We start from the raw sequence: 14,410 nt of genomic DNA on the forward strand, positions 1-14,410 counted from the left end.
CCGCGGCGCTCCCTTGACGGAACCCATACGGTGCCGCGCCCGAGCCGTGTCCGCCCTGGCGGGTGGCATACGGAAGGGCTCCGCCCCCGGCCGGTCACGGCCGGGGGCGGAGCCCTTCGTCATCTCACACGCGGCGTCGGTCCGCGCGGAGTGTCAGCCCTCGTACGCGTCCATGGGCGGGCAGGAGCACACCAGGTTCCGGTCGCCGAAGGCCTGGTCGATCCTGCGCACCGGCGGCCAGTACTTGTCGGCGGCCGACACTCCGGCCGGGAACACGGCCTCCTCACGGGTGTACGCGTGCTCCCACGCGCCGCCGAGCGCCCCGGCGGTGTGCGGGGCGTTGCGCAGCGGGTTGTCGTCGGCGGGCCAGTCCCCCGAGCCGACCTTCTCGATCTCCGCGCGGATGGCGATCATCGCGTCGCAGAACCGGTCGAGTTCGGTCAGGTCCTCGGACTCGGTCGGCTCGATCATCAGCGTTCCGGCCACCGGGAACGACATGGTCGGCGCGTGGAAGCCGTAGTCGATGAGTCGCTTGGCCACGTCGTCCACGCTCACGCCGGTCGCCTTGGTCAGCGGGCGCAGGTCGATGATGCACTCGTGCGCGACCAGCCCGCCCGGACCGGTGTACAGCACCGGGTAGTGCGGCTCGAGGCGCTTGGCGATGTAGTTCGCGGACAGCACGGCCACCTGCGTGGCCCGCTTGAGGCCCTCGCCGCCCATGAGGCGGACGTACGCCCACGAGATGGGCAGGATGCCGGCGGAACCCCAGGGCGCGGCCGAGATCGGGCCGACGCCCGTCTCCGGGCCGGCCGCGGGCTGCAGCGGGTGGTTCGGCAGGTACGGCGCCAGGTGCGCGCGCACGCCGACCGGGCCGACGCCCGGACCGCCGCCGCCGTGCGGGATGCAGAAGGTCTTGTGCAGGTTCAGGTGCGAGACGTCACCGCCGAAGTGGCCGGGCTTGGCCAGTCCCACGAGCGCGTTGAGGTTGGCGCCGTCGACGTAGACCTGGCCGCCGGCCTCGTGCACCTGCGCGCAGATGTCGGCGACGTGCTCCTCGAACACACCGTGCGTGGACGGGTAGGTGATCATCAGCACGGAGAGCTCGTCACGGTGCTTCTCGATCTTCGCCCGCAGGTCCTCGACGTCGATCTCGCCGTCCCCGGCGGTCTTCACGACGACGACCTTCATACCGGCCATCACGGCGCTGGCGGCGTTCGTGCCGTGCGCGGAGGACGGGATCAGACAGATGGTCCGCTGGTCGTCGCCGTTGGCCCGGTGGTAGCCGCGCACGGCGAGCAGACCGGCCAGCTCGCCCTGCGAGCCGGCGTTCGGCTGGAGCGACACCTTGTCGTAGCCGGTGACCTCGGCGAGACGCTCCTCCAGCTCGCGGATGAGGGTCAGATAGCCCTCCGCCTGCTCGGCGGGCGCGAACGGGTGCAGCTGGCCGAACTCGGGCCAGGTGACCGGCTCCATCTCGGTCGTCGCGTTGAGCTTCATCGTGCAGGAGCCCAGCGGGATCATGCCGCGGTCGAGGGCGTAGTCGCGGTCGGCGAGCCGGCGCAGGTAGCGCAGCATCGCGGTCTCGGAGCGGTGCTGCCGGAAGACGGGGTGCGTGAGGTACTCGTCGCCGCGCAGCAGCGCCTCGGGCAGCGCGTCCCCGGCGGCCGCGTCCAGCGCGTCGATACGGCCCTCGACGCCGAACGCCTTCCACACGGAGGAGACCTGGGACCGGGTGGTCGTCTCGTCGCAGGCGGCGGACACGTGGTCGGCGTCGACGAGGCGCAGGTTCACCCCGTGGTCGCGGGCGGCGGCGACGACGTCGGCGGCCTTGCCGGGCACGCGGGCCGTCACGGTGTCGAAGAACGAGCCGTGCACGACCTCGACCCCGCCGGCCGACAGGCCCGCGGCGAGGATCGTGGCGTAGCGGTGGGTGCGGGCGGCGATGCCCTTGAGGCCGTCGGGGCCGTGGTAGACGGCGTACATGCCGGCCATCACGGCGAGCAGCACCTGCGCGGTGCAGATGTTGCTGGTCGCCTTCTCCCGGCGGATGTGCTGCTCACGGGTCTGCAGGGCGAGCCGGTACGCCTTGTTGCCGTCGGCGTCCACGGACACGCCCACGAGGCGGCCGGGCAGGCTGCGCGCGAATTTCTCGCGCACCGCCATGTAGCCGGCGTGCGGTCCGCCGAAGCCCATCGGCACACCGAACCGCTGCGTGGTGCCCACCGCGATGTCCGCGCCGAGCTCGCCGGGCGACTTCAGCAGGGTGAGCGCCAGCAGGTCGGCGGCGACGGTCACGAGGGCACCGAGCTCATGGGCCTGCTCGATGACGGGCGTGAGGTCCCGTACGGCACCGGAGGCGCCCGGGTACTGCAGGAGCACACCGTTGATCTCGCGCTCGGCGACCTCGGCCGGGATGCCCTCGCTGAGGTCGGCGACCACGACCTCCACGCCGGTGGGCTCGGCGCGGGTCTGGATCACCGCGATGGTCTGCGGAAGGGCGTCCGCGTCGACCAGGAAGAGGCCCTTCTTGTTCTTGCCCATACGCAGCGACAGAGCCATCGCCTCGGCGGCGGCGGTGCCCTCGTCGAGCAGCGAGGCGCCGGAGGTCGGCAGCCCGGTGAGGTCGGCGACCACCGTCTGGAAGTTGAGCAGGGCCTCCAGCCGGCCCTGGGAGATCTCCGGCTGGTACGGCGTGTAGGCCGTGTACCAGGCGGGGTTCTCCATGACGTTGCGCAGGATGACCGGCGGGGTGAACGTCCCGTAGTAGCCGAGGCCGACCATCGAGTCCAGGACCTGGTTCCGGTCGGCGAGGGAGCGCAGCTCGGCCAGCACCTCCGCCTCGGTCCGCGCACCGGGCAGATCGAGCGCGTCGGCGTTCTTGATGACGTCCGGGACCGCGGCGGCGGTCAGCTCGTCGAGCGAGCCGTACCCGACGTGGGCGAGCATCTTGGCCCGCGCCTCGGAATCGGGACCGATGTGGCGCTGCTCGAAGGGAATTCCTTGCTCGAGCTCGGAGAGCGGAATGCGATGGGCGGTCATTGCGGAGGCCTCCTGGTCTGACGACCTTCGAGGGGCACCACGGCACGGGTACCCGGACGGCCTCCCCCTCTGTCATCTCGACCTGAGAGCTTCACCGGGGCGCCCGAGGGTCCCGGCTTTCACCGTCGGTGAGAGCGGGAGCCGTCGACACCCGCCCTGCTTTCCAGAGTGACCTCGTCCATGCGGTACGTGTGCCTGAGAGATTCCGGGGAGGATTTGCTCCTTCGGCGCCTCCGGTGATCTCCGGAGGACTCTCCCGCACGGGGTCAGCAGCCGACGCCAAGCCTACCAGCGGGGTCGCCGCACGAACCTTCGAGTGGCCGCGGTCACGGATCTGGCTTTTCGTAGTGCTGACGGATGACTTGCGACCAAGTGGAGGGACCGTGCAGACCGACATCGATCCGCGCAACCTGATCGGCCGCAAGGCCTTCGACCGCAGCGGCACCAAGATCGGCACCATCGACGAGGTGTACCTGGACGACGCGACCGGCGTACCCGAGTGGGCGGCGATACACACCGGTCTCTTCTCCCGCGACGCCTTCGTCCCCCTGGAGCCGAGCGAACTGGTGGACGGCAGCCTGCACGTCCCCTTCGACCGCGCCCTGATCAAGGACGCCCCCGACTTCGGCGTGGGCCGGCACCTGTCCCCCGAACAGGAACTGCAGCTCTACCACCACTACGGCCTCGACGTGTCCCCGGGCCCCCCGCCCCCGGACCACGACTTCGGCACCCTGGCCCCCACCAACACCCCCGACGACAATCCCTGACGTAGCCGCGGGCAGTCCTGCCACCGGGGCGGCACAGGCGGGCGCGGCGACACCCCCGAGCGCGGCCCAGCGCCTCCTCCGCCCCGGCAGACCTACCCCCGCACCACAGGCGCCTCCCCCTGCGCGGCAGCCGACGCCTCCCCCCACCCCGACACCAACGGCAGCGGCTCCGCCACGTCCAGCGCTGGATCATCGACCCGAAACGTCCGCACCCGCCCCGGCCCGGAATCCGGCGTCTCGAACCGCACGGTCACCCGCCCGACCCCACTCCCCTGCACCCACCCGTGCCCGTACGCGGCATGCCGCACATCGTGCCCGGCGTGCCACCGCCGCTCGGCCGGCTGCTCCTCAGCCCGCCCTTCCTCGCCACCGCTGACACCGCCCCCGTCCCCCTCGGAAGTGACCGTGGCACCCGCAAGCCCGAGCTCCCCCTCCTCGGCATCGCCGCCCACCTCCACAGCCCCCGCAGCCCCCGCCGCCTGAGCGAACAGATCCTCCTGCGTGTAGTCGGCCAGTCCGCTCACCCCGACCCCCAGCAACCGCACGCCCCCGGTCGTGTCCACCCCGTCCAGCAGCCGCGCGGCAGCCTCCCGCACCACCGCCGGATCATCCGTCGGCCCCCGCAACGTCTCCGACCGCGTCAGCGTCGAGAAGTCGTACCGCCGAACCTTGAGCACGATCGTCCGCCCCGACAACCCGGCCCCCCGCAACCGCCGCACACACCGGTCGGCGAGCCGCTGCACCTCCAACCCCACCCGCACCCGGTCATGGATGTCCACGTCGTACGTGTCCTCGACCGAGACGGACTTCGCCTCCCGCTCGGCCACCACGGGCCGCTCGTCGTGCGCCAGCGCCATCGCGTACAGGGCGTGCCCGTGCGCCTTCCCCAGCAGCCGCACCAGCTCGTCCTCGCCCGCCTCGGCGATCTCCTCGACGGTGTGGATCCCGGCCCGCCGCAGATGGTCCCCGGTGGCCGGCCCCACCCCCGGCAGCACGCGCACGGACATCGGCCCGAGGAGTGCCCGCTCGGTCCCCGGCTCGATCAGCACCATCCCGTCCGGCTTGGCCTGCTCCGAGGCGATCTTCGCGACCATCTTGGACGCCGCGAGCCCCACCGACCCGGCCAGGCCGGTGGCGGTCCGTATGTCGGAGCGCAGCTTCACCCCCACCAGCCGGGCGGACTCCGCGTCCCAGGCCACTCCCCCGGCCTCCAGGTCCACGAAGGCCTCGTCCAGGCTCAACGGCTCCACCAGAGGCGACAGCTCCCGCAGCAGCCCCATCACACGCTCGCTGACGTCCCGGTAGATCGAGAAGCGCGGCACGAGATACGCGGCGTTGGGCGCGAGCCGCCGCGCCTGCGCCATCGGCATGGCCGAGTGCACCCCGAAGATCCGCGCTTCGTACGAGGCCGTGGCGACCACCCCGCGGGGCCCCAGCCCGCCCACGATCACGGCCTTCCCCCGCAGGCTCGGCTTGGACGCCTGCTCCACCGACGCGTAGAAGGCGTCCATGTCGAGATGCAGGATGGTGGGCGCGTTTCTCACAGTTCCGATGCTGCCCTACGGCACTGACAACGCCTCTGCGCGTCCTCAGACCGCGCGGTTGCGCCGCCGTGCCAGCTCGTCGGCCGGGTTGTGCCCGACCAGCGTCTCCCCGGTGTCGATCCGCTCCCCGTGCAGCTGCGACAACGCGCTCTCGACGTCCCGCCACACCACGCCGACGGCGATCCCGAAGATCCCCTGCCCGCCCTGGAGCAGCGCGTGGACCTCGTCCGGCGACGTGCACTCGTACACGGTGGCGCCGTCGCTCATCAGGGTCAGCCGTTCCAGGTCCCGGAAGCCCTGCTCGCGCAGGTGCTGGACGGCGGTCCGGATGTTCTGCAGGGACACACCGGTGTCCAGGAAACGCTTCACGATCTTGAGGACGACGACGTCCCGGAAGCTGTAGAGGCGCTGCGTCCCCGACCCGTACGCCGGCCGCACACTGGGCTCGACGAGTCCGGTGCGGGCCCAGTAATCCAGTTGCCGGTACGTGATCCCCGCGGCCGCACAGGCCGTCGGACCCCGGTACCCGATCTGCTCGGACGCCATGGACGCCGCCCCTCCGCCGCTGCTCGGCACGGCCGCCGGTCGTTGCGGGGCGTGATCGGCCGCACCGCCCTGGTCAGCGCTGCCGTGAAGCGGGTACGGGCCGCTCGCCCCGAGGCCGCGCTCGGGTGCACCCCCAGCCGTACCGCCGCCGCTGCTTCTCACGCCGACCTCCGTCCTTGACCTGCCTTCTCGACGGTAGGCAGTCACCGGGGGTGCGTCAACGATCGCCACACTCGGCACGCCGAGTGATAATCACCCTACGAGTGGTTTCCCGTGCCCCGTCGCGGGGAAAGGCTAGCCGAATGCGCCCGAACCGGGGTCCATGACGCCCTCCCTCGCCCGTGGCACATGCCCGGCCCGCGGGCCGTGACGGACCGTGGGCCGGGCCGCTCCGGACCAGGCCGGGCGGGTCGCCCACGCCGTCTCACTGACTGCTGCTGCCGAAGTCCTCCGGCGAGATCTGGTCGAGGAACTCGCGGAACTTCTCCACCTCGTCCTCCTGCTCGTCCGGGATCGCGATGCCCGCGTCGTCGAGCACACCGTCACTGCCGTAGATCGGCGTCCCGGTGCGCAGCGCCAGCGCTATGGCGTCGGACGGACGGGCGCTCACCTCGACACCGCTGGCGAAGACCAGCTCGGCGTAGAAGACGCCCTCACGCAGATCGGTGATGCGCACTTCGGTGAGCTCCTGGCCGACCGCCTCGAGCACGTCCTTGAACAGGTCGTGGGTCAGCGGTCGCGCGGGGGCCATGCCCTGCTGGGCGAAGGCGATCGCCGTCGCCTCCCCGGGCCCGATCCAGATGGGGAGGTAGCGGTCGCCTCCCACTTCACGCAGGAGCACGATCGGTTGGTTGGAGGGCATTTCGACCCGGACACCTACGACATCGAGCTCGTTCACACAGCAACCCTAGGCCGTGCTCGGGACGTTTGGGTAGTCGGGCCGGGATCGGGTGGCCGATCCGGCCGATCCGTGCAAGGCCCCTCAGGGCAGCCGCACCCCGAGCGCCGTCCGCATCAGCGCGGCGTGCAGCCGGACGGTGAGCCCCGCCAGTTCCTTGGCCCTGGCTTCGGCATGAGCCCTGGTCTGCGGGTTGCGGTGTCGCTTCAGCGGCGCGACGACCTGCTCCACGAGGCCGGCCTCACGGTCCGCGGCGGCCTTCATCACCCGCAGGTGCCGCGGCTCGATGCCGAAGCGGCCCAGCTCGGCCACGAGCGTGGCCACGGTCACCGCCTCCGCGTCGTAGGCGCCGTCCGGCAGCGGGGTGACCAGCCCGTACGACTCCCACTCGGTGAGTTGCTGCTCCCCGATCCCCGCCGCGGCCAGCAGCTGCGCCCGTCCGAGACGGGCCGCCGCACGCTCCTCGGCCGGCTCCAGGACCCCGTCGCCGTCGCGCTGCCGGCCCAGCGCGGGGGCCGGGGCCTCACCGCGCTCCATGGCGTCCAGATGCTCGCGGATCACCTTCAGCGGCAGATAGTGGTCCCGCTGCATCCGCAGGACGTGGCGCAGCCGCTCGACGTCCTGCGGGCCGAACTTGCGATAGCCCGACGGCGTGCGGCGCGGCTCGACCAGCCCTTCCGACTCCAGGAAACGGATCTTGGAGATGGTGACGTCAGGGAACTCCTCGCGCAGCACGGTCAGCACCCTGCCGATACTCATCGGCCGACCGTCCGTGGCGGCGGCGCCGTTCCCGGCACCGCCGCTCGGTGTTTTCAGCATGGACCTTCCCTGGGTCTCCCCGGACGGGTCCGGGGGAGGTCAGAAGCCCTGCTGGCTCGCGTAGAAGACCAGCCGGTACTTGCCGATCTGCACCTCGTCACCGTTGTTCAGAGCGACCTGGTCGATCCGCTCGCGGTTGACGTACGTGCCGTTGAGGCTGCCGACGTCGGCCACGGTGAACGAGCCGTCCTGGGCGCGGCGGAACTCCACGTGCCGACGCGAGACGGTCACGTCGTCCAGGAAGATGTCGCTCTGCGGGTGCCGCCCGGCGGTGGTCAGATCGCTGTCCAGCAGGAAGCGGCTGCCCGAGTTCGGTCCACGGCGCACCACCAGGAGCGCGGAACCCACCGGCAGCGCGTCGACGGCGGCCTGTGCCTCCGGGGAGAGCGCGGGAATCTGCGTCTGCCCGGTGGTCTCGGCGTCGTAGGCCTCGATGCCCGAGATGGAGATCGTCGACGTCGTCTCGGACGGGCGCTCGGGCACCCCGCCGGCGCGCAGCGGCGCGCCACAGTTGGAGCAGAAGCGGCTGTTCTCCGCGTTGCGGTTACCGCACCTCGTACACACCAGGGCCGACATCGGGGAAAACCCTCCACCCGTACTCGAGGTCGACGGTTGCCCGAAACCTATGTCGCCGGACTGGCCAGGGTCAACCGACGACGCGCCCTGACCTCCGGAAATGTCGCCGCCCGGTCCAGGAACCTGGTCCCTGAACAGGGGGCGCTGCCCTTCCTCGTCCCCTTGTGCGCGGTGACGAGTGGTCGCGTTCTCATCTCGCGCACTCTTGCCGAACAGCTTCCCAAACAACTTCACGGGCGATTCCCCTTGACCGAAACAGACCCGCCCGTGGGGCAGGACGAACCCTGACTGAACCTATTGGCCGACCCGGACATCTTCACAACGTCCGTCTCCGCCAGACAGTTTCCACCACGCACCACCCAATCGGTGCGTCGACCCCCCGCAACCTCATGCCCTTGCCGGAAGTCCCCCATGCACCACCGGTTCACCTGGAGGACGACCGAGCGTAGTCAGGCCGCTTCGCCGCCCGCAAGGCGTCCACAACGATCTTGTCAGACCGCTCGATGGTCACGATGGCCTGCTCCTTCTCCAGTGTCTGGACCACGCCTCCAGGGATGTTGAGGGCCGGCTCCAGGTCCTGCGGCTTGCCGATGACCTTGAAACGATAGGGAGCGTTGATCTTGTTCCCGTCGACGCTCACGGTGTTGCCCGCGTCGGACAGGTAGGTGCCGGCGACGATGCGGACACCGTTTACCTGCATCGCCTCCGCCCCGGCCGCCCGCAGCTCCTGGATCGCGTCGAGCAGCATGTCCGCCTCGACCGTCCCCTTCGTGTCGTCGATGGTGATCGTGATGCCGGGTCCCTCAGCGGCCACGGTGCCCGCGAGGATGCCGAGTTGTCTCTCCTTCTCGACCGTCTGCCGGCGGGCCTCCTCGGCCTGGTCGGAACTGTTCTCCAGTTCGTCACGCTGCTTCTCGAGACCTCGCTTCTCGTCCTCAAGACGCTGACTGCGGTCATCGAGTTCATCGAGGATGCGGACAAGATCTTCCTGGCGTGCTCCGCGCAGGGCGCTGTCGCCGTCGCTGTTCGAGGCGACCTGGACCGCGAGACCGAAGCCCAGCCCGAACAGCAGCAGCGCCACGATGAGTTGGGCCCGGCTCACCCGCGGCGGCCACAGCCCGTTCACCAGCCGCTGCCGGCCGGTCAGCTCCGCCGTACGGTCGCCGTCCTCCTCAGCGGCCTCAGGAGCCTCGTCGGGGTCGGCGTGCACCTCCTCGGGCAACTCCTTGCGCAGCCGGTTCTCGGGGGTCGCGTCCTGGTCGCTCATCGGCCTCACGCCCGGAAGACGTGCCGGCGGATCGCCGCGGCGTTGGAGAAGATCCGGATGCCGAGCACCACGACGACGCCGGTGGACAGCTGCGCGCCCACGCCCAACTTGTCGCCCAGGAACACGATCAACGCGGCCACCACCACGTTCGACAGGAATGACACGACGAAGACCTTGTCGTCGAAGATGCCGTCGAGCATGGCCCGCAGACCACCGAAGACGGCGTCGAGAGCCGCCACGACGGCGATCGGCAGATACGGCTCGACGACCGCCGGAACCTCGGGCCGGACCAACAGGCCGGCCACGACGCCCACGACGAGGCCCAGTACGGCGATCACGATGTGCCCTTCTCAGTTGTCTCGGTGTTCGGCTGTGCTGTACGGACGATCACACTCGGCGCCGCGGGCAGCCGGAGGTCCTCCTGCGCGGAGATGCTGGTCCGGATGCCGAAGTTCTCCTGCAGGGCGTTCAGGTACAGGCCGTCTGCACTGTCCTGGAAAGCGCGGCTCAGCCGCTCCCCGTCCCCCACCGCGAGCACCGTGTACGGCGGCACCAGCGGCCTGTTGTCGACCAGTATCGCGTCACCCGCGGCCCTGATCGCGGACAGGGCGGTCAGCCGCTGTCCGTTGATCGAGACGGCCTCCGCGCCGGACTCCCACAGGCCGTTGACGACGCGCTGCATGTCGCGGTCGCGCACCCGTCCGGTGTCCGAGAAGCCGGACGCCCCGCGCGCGTCACCTCCGGCGACGTCACCGGCCTCCTTGGCGTCGTCCACGACCAGCTTCACGCCGGGTCCCCGCACCTCGACGGCGCCCGACAGAATGCTCACGAGGTCGGCCTGCTCGCCGTGACCGGCCGCCTTCAGCGCCTCGCGCTGCCGGGCGCCCACATCGGCCCGCAGCTCGTCGACCGTCTTCTCCAGCTCGTCCGCCGCCTCGGTCTCCTTCTCGACGCGGTCGACGAGCTCTTCACGCTCCTTGGCCACGACGGGCGCCGCCACGCGCGCCTGCGCCGCTCCCACGGTCACCACGAGCGCCGCGAGCACCAGGCCCACGGCGAGCCCCAGCTTGGCCCGCAGCGTCTTGGGCAGCCCACCCTCACCGGCGGCCTTCTTACGGGCGGCGGCCTCGGCGTAGCCGTCGTCGAGACTGTGATCCATGACGTTGGTGAGCAGCGACATGGACGCGTCCGGACGCGGCGGGCGCGTGGGTGTGCTCCGAACGGGGGGCTGCGGCATGCCGCACATCGTCGCACGTCGCCGCCGATACTCCGAATGGCCCCACCGCGTGTGCCGGACAGGCCCCTTTCAGGGGTACCTGTCCGGCACATGTGCTTACGCGGGACTCAGCGGCCGGCGCTGTCCACGACCGCCGCCCACTCGTCGAGGAGCGCCTGGGCGGACGCGTCGTCCGGCCCCTCGGCCCACAGATGGGTGACCGCCTCGGCCGGGTCGGGCAGCACCATCACCCAGCGGCCGTCCGGTTCCACGACCCGCACACCGTCGGTCGTATCGACAAAGCGATCCCCGGCCGCCTCGACGACCCGGCGCATCACGAGCCCCTTGACCGCCCACGGGGTCGCGAGGTCCCGCTTCAGGACGTGGGCCCGCGGGATCCGCGCGTCGATCTGGCTGAGCGTGAGCTGGGTACGCGCCACCAGTCCGATCAGCCGGACGAAGGCGGCGGTGCCGTCGAAGACGCTGCTGAACTCCGGGATGATGAAGCCACCGCGGCCGTCACCTCCGAAGATCGTCCCTTCTTCGGCGCCCACGCGGGTCAGGTCGTCGGGCGACGTGGTCGTCCACTCCACCTGCGTCCCGTGATAGGCGGCGACCTGCTCCGCGATCCTGGTGGTGGTCACCGGAAGCGCCACACGCCCGCTGCGCCGCTCCGCGGCCACCAGGTCGAGCATGACGAGCAGGGCCCGGTCGTCCTCGACGATCCGCCCCTTCTCGTCGACCAGCGACAGCCGCTCCCCGACGGGGTCGAAACGCACGCCGAACGCGGCCCGCGCCGACGCCACGATCTCGCCCAGCCGCACCAGCCCCGACCGCCGCGTCTCGGCCGACTCGGTGGGCCTGGACTCGTCGAGACCGGGATTGATCGTCAGCGAGTCCACCCCCAGCTTGCCGAGCAGGCTGGGCAGCACCAGACCGGCACTACCGTTGGACGCGTCCACGACGACCTTGAGCCCGGACTCCGCGATGCCCGTCGTGTCGACGTTCCGCAGCAGTGACCCGGTGTAGGAGTCGAAGACACTGGCCGGGAAGTGCAGGTCGCCGATCTCGCCCGGGAACGCGCGCCGGTACTCCTGCCGTGCGAAGACCCGGTCCAGCTTGCGCTGACTGGCCTGCGACAGGTCGGCCCCCTGTCCGTCGAAGAACATGATGTCCACCGAGTCCGGCACCCCGGGCGTCGTACGGATCATGATCCCGCCGGCACTGCCCCGCGCGGTCTGCTGCCGCGCGACCGGCAGCGGCACGTTCTCCAGGTCCCGTACGTCGATGGCGCTGGCCTGCAGCGCGGAGATCACCGCCCGCTTCAGCGCCCGCGCACCACGGGAGTGGTCACGGGCCGTCGTGACGGTGGCCCCCTTCTTCAGAGTGGTGGCGTACGCACCCGCAAGCCGCACCGCCAGCTCGGGCGTGATCTCGACGTTCAGGATGCCGGAGACGCCGCGGGCGCCGAAGAGATGCGCCTGGCCTCTGGACTCCCAGATCACCGAGGTGTTGACGAAGGCGCCGGCCTCGATGGTCTTGAACGGGTACACCCGCACATTGCCCTGAACGATCGATTCTTCACCGATCAGGCACTCGTCACCGATGACCGCGCCGTCCTCGATCCGCGCGGCGCGCATGATGTCGGTGTTCTTGCCGACGACGCAGCCTCGCAGATTGCTGTGCTGCCCGACGTACACGTTGTCGTGCACGACGGCCCGGTGCATGAAGGCACCGCTCTTCACGACGACGTTGGAGCCGATGACCGTGTGCTCACGGATCTCGGCGCCGGCCTCCACCTTGGCGTAGTCGCCGATGTAGGCCGGCCCCCGGAGCACTGCGTCGGGGTGTACCTCGGCGCCCTCGGCCACCCACACACCGGGAGAGATCTCGAAGCCGTCGAGTTCGACGTCGACCTTGCCCTCCAGGACGTCGGCCTGGGCCTTCACATAGCTCTCGAGCGTACCGACGTCCTCCCAGTAGCCCTCCGCGACATAGCCGTAGATGGGCTTGCCCTCCTTCATCAGCTGAGGGAAGACGTCACCCGACCAGTCCACGGGCACATCGGCTTCGACGTAGTCGAATACCTCGGGCTCCATGACGTAGATGCCGGTGTTCACGGTGTCCGAGAAGACCTGGCCCCAGGTCGGCTTCTCCAGGAAGCGCTCGACGCGGCCCTCCTCGTCGACGATCGTGATACCGAATTCCAGGGGATTCGGCACACGCGTCAGACAGACGGTGACCATCGAGCCCTTTTCCTTGTGGAAGTTGATGAGCTCGGTGAGGTCGAAGTCCGTCAGGGCATCGCCGGAGATGACGAGGAAGGCATCGTCCTTCAGTGCTTCCTCTGCGTTCTTGACGCTTCCGGCGGTACCGAGTGGCTTCTCCTCATTGGCATACGTGAGCTCCATACCGAGCTCTTCGCCATCACCGAAGTAGTTCTTGACGAGAGAAGCCAAGAACTGAACGGTGACGACGGTCTCATTCAGCCCATGCCTTTTGAGCAGCCGCAGCACGTGCTCCATGATCGGCCGGTTGACCACCGGCAGGAGCGGCTTGGGCATGCTCGAGGTCATGGGGCGAAGGCGAGTGCCTTCACCCCCGGCCATCACGACGGCCTTCATGTCGGAAGCGTCCTCCTCCAGAGACGACGGTCTAGCCGACTTCACCCGTCCTGATTGTCCCGCACTTTTCCCGTGCGGGCCATCGAGCCGCTACGCCCTCTGCAATCGGCGAGTTCAATCGGCCATGGCGGCGTCCGCGCGAACGACACGGCGGACTTGTACCACGTAGAGGACTCCTGCCCACCAATAGAGTGTTGTACCCCATCCAGCGAACGCCCATCCGAAAATAGCAGCGAGTGACGAGATCCAACCACTGCCGTCACTGAGCAGCAGCAAGGGGAAGGCGTACATCAGGTTGAAGGTGGCCGCCTTCCCCAGGAAGTTCACCTGCGGCGGCGGATACCCGTGGCGCCTGAGGATCCCGACCATGACCAGCAGAACCAGCTCACGTGCCAGCAGCACCGCGGTCAACCAGAGCGGCAGAATCTCCCGCCACGTGAGGCCGACCAAAGTCGAAAGAATGTAGAGCCGGTCGGCCGCCGGGTCCAGAAGCCGGCCGAGGCTGCTGACCTGGTTCCAGCGCCTGGCGAGCTTGCCGTCCAGGTAGTCACTGACACCGCTCAGGGCCAGCACCAGAAGCGCCCAGCCGTCACTCTTGGGCCCACCGAACTCGGGCCTCAGAATCAGCCACAGGAACAGCGGTACACCAACGAGCCGCGCCATGCTGAGGACGTTGGGGATGGTGAGGACCCGGTCTGTCTGGACACGGGTCTCCTGGACCTCCACCCGGGGGCCTCCTGTGGTGAACGAATCGACGATGCTACCCGACCCTACCTCAACACAAAAAAGCTCTGGCTCTCGGGCAGTTGTGCCCAAGAGCCAGAGCTCTAAAAGGAGTTCGGCGGCGTCCTACTCTCCCACAGGGTCCCCCCTGCAGTACCATCGGCGCTGTAAGGCTTAGCTTCCGGGTTCGGAATGTAACCGGGCGTTTCCCTCACGCTATGACCACCGAAACACTATGAAACTCTCAACCGCACCACACCGTGACCAGGCATGGGGTTGTTCGTGGTTTCAGAACCAACACAGTGGACGCGAGCAACTGAGGACAAGCCCTCGGCCTATTAGTACCGGTCACCTCCACACGTTACCGTGCTTCCAGATCCGGCCTATCAAC

Annotated in this window: 12 protein-coding genes, 2 rRNA genes and 1 riboswitch; of the genes, 1 reads left to right on the forward strand and 13 read right to left on the reverse strand. The window is 69.5% G+C overall.

Annotated elements, in window-relative coordinates; all coding sequences use genetic code 11:
* Positions 1–153: 153 nt before the first annotated feature.
* On the reverse strand, positions 154–3,039 hold the full coding sequence (gcvP, locus tag ABZ899_RS16935; RefSeq protein WP_361346267.1) for an aminomethyl-transferring glycine dehydrogenase: 2,886 nt from the start codon (positions 3,037–3,039) through the stop codon (positions 154–156).
* A 173-nt stretch (positions 3,040–3,212) separates the two neighbouring features.
* Positions 3,213–3,308: riboswitch (glycine riboswitch) on the reverse strand.
* Positions 3,309–3,422: 114 nt separating this feature from the next.
* On the opposite strand from gcvP, the gene ABZ899_RS16940 reads away from it, so the two are divergent.
* Positions 3,423–3,806 carry a PRC-barrel domain-containing protein gene (locus ABZ899_RS16940; protein ID WP_361346269.1) on the forward strand — a complete coding sequence of 128 codons (384 nt, stop codon included), beginning with the start codon at positions 3,423–3,425 and terminating at the stop codon, positions 3,804–3,806.
* Between the two features lie 92 nt (positions 3,807–3,898).
* On the opposite strand, the gene ABZ899_RS16945 is transcribed toward ABZ899_RS16940, so the two are convergent.
* The 12 genes from ABZ899_RS16945 to ABZ899_RS17000 form a co-directional block, all read right to left on the reverse strand.
* Positions 3,899–5,350 carry a DNA polymerase IV gene (locus ABZ899_RS16945; RefSeq protein WP_361346271.1) on the reverse strand — a complete coding sequence of 484 codons (1,452 nt, stop codon included), beginning with the start codon at positions 5,348–5,350 and terminating at the stop codon, positions 3,899–3,901.
* A gap of 45 nt (positions 5,351–5,395) precedes the next feature.
* Entirely contained in the window at positions 5,396–6,058 is a 663-nt protein-coding gene (locus ABZ899_RS16950) for a MerR family transcriptional regulator (RefSeq protein WP_361346273.1), read from the reverse strand.
* A 262-nt stretch (positions 6,059–6,320) separates the two neighbouring features.
* Positions 6,321–6,794, reverse strand: a complete 474-nt coding sequence (locus ABZ899_RS16955) for a bifunctional nuclease family protein (RefSeq protein ID WP_026281837.1) — start codon at positions 6,792–6,794, stop codon at positions 6,321–6,323.
* Between the two features lie 84 nt (positions 6,795–6,878).
* Positions 6,879–7,613 carry a MerR family transcriptional regulator gene (locus ABZ899_RS16960; protein WP_361346275.1) on the reverse strand — a complete coding sequence of 245 codons (735 nt, stop codon included), beginning with the start codon at positions 7,611–7,613 and terminating at the stop codon, positions 6,879–6,881.
* A 39-nt stretch (positions 7,614–7,652) separates the two neighbouring features.
* Positions 7,653–8,189, reverse strand: coding sequence for an FHA domain-containing protein (locus ABZ899_RS16965; RefSeq protein ID WP_361346277.1), 537 nt, complete (start codon positions 8,187–8,189; stop codon positions 7,653–7,655).
* A 424-nt stretch (positions 8,190–8,613) separates the two neighbouring features.
* A complete protein-coding gene (locus tag ABZ899_RS16970; RefSeq protein WP_361346279.1) occupies positions 8,614–9,456 on the reverse strand; it encodes a DUF881 domain-containing protein in 843 nt (280 codons plus the stop codon).
* Positions 9,457–9,461: 5 nt separating this feature from the next.
* A complete protein-coding gene (locus ABZ899_RS16975) occupies positions 9,462–9,794 on the reverse strand; it encodes a small basic family protein (RefSeq protein WP_003988855.1) in 333 nt (110 codons plus the stop codon).
* Positions 9,791–10,702 carry a DUF881 domain-containing protein gene (locus ABZ899_RS16980; RefSeq protein WP_361346281.1) on the reverse strand — a complete coding sequence of 304 codons (912 nt, stop codon included), beginning with the start codon at positions 10,700–10,702 and terminating at the stop codon, positions 9,791–9,793. Before ABZ899_RS16980 ends, ABZ899_RS16975 begins: the two co-directional genes overlap by 4 nt.
* Before the next feature lie 98 nt (positions 10,703–10,800).
* Positions 10,801–13,296, reverse strand: a complete 2,496-nt coding sequence (locus tag ABZ899_RS16985) for a mannose-1-phosphate guanyltransferase (RefSeq protein ID WP_361346283.1) — start codon at positions 13,294–13,296, stop codon at positions 10,801–10,803.
* Positions 13,297–13,410: 114 nt separating this feature from the next.
* Positions 13,411–14,022, reverse strand: coding sequence for a CDP-alcohol phosphatidyltransferase family protein (locus tag ABZ899_RS16990; RefSeq protein WP_361346285.1), 612 nt, complete (start codon positions 14,020–14,022; stop codon positions 13,411–13,413).
* 110 nt (positions 14,023–14,132) lie between these two features.
* A 5S ribosomal RNA gene (gene rrf, locus ABZ899_RS16995) occupies positions 14,133–14,249 on the reverse strand.
* Between the two features lie 88 nt (positions 14,250–14,337).
* A 23S ribosomal RNA gene (locus ABZ899_RS17000) occupies positions 14,338–14,410 on the reverse strand; the annotation flags it as partial.

Source organism: Streptomyces sp. NPDC046859, from assembly GCF_040645135.1.
GTDB lineage: Bacteria > Actinomycetota > Actinomycetes > Streptomycetales > Streptomycetaceae > Streptomyces.

Coding starts and splice junctions, on each gene's coding strand:
- ABZ899_RS16980 (WP_361346281.1), bottom strand. CDS start 10,702: ATGTGCGGCATGCCGCAGCCCCCCGTTCGGAGCACACCCACGCGCCCG.
- ABZ899_RS16960 (WP_361346275.1), bottom strand. CDS start 7,613: ATGCTGAAAACACCGAGCGGCGGTGCCGGGAACGGCGCCGCCGCCACG.
- gcvP (WP_361346267.1), bottom strand. CDS start 3,039: ATGACCGCCCATCGCATTCCGCTCTCCGAGCTCGAGCAAGGAATTCCC.
- ABZ899_RS16970 (WP_361346279.1), bottom strand. CDS start 9,456: ATGAGCGACCAGGACGCGACCCCCGAGAACCGGCTGCGCAAGGAGTTG.
- ABZ899_RS16965 (WP_361346277.1), bottom strand. CDS start 8,189: ATGTCGGCCCTGGTGTGTACGAGGTGCGGTAACCGCAACGCGGAGAAC.
- ABZ899_RS16985 (WP_361346283.1), bottom strand. CDS start 13,296: ATGAAGGCCGTCGTGATGGCCGGGGGTGAAGGCACTCGCCTTCGCCCC.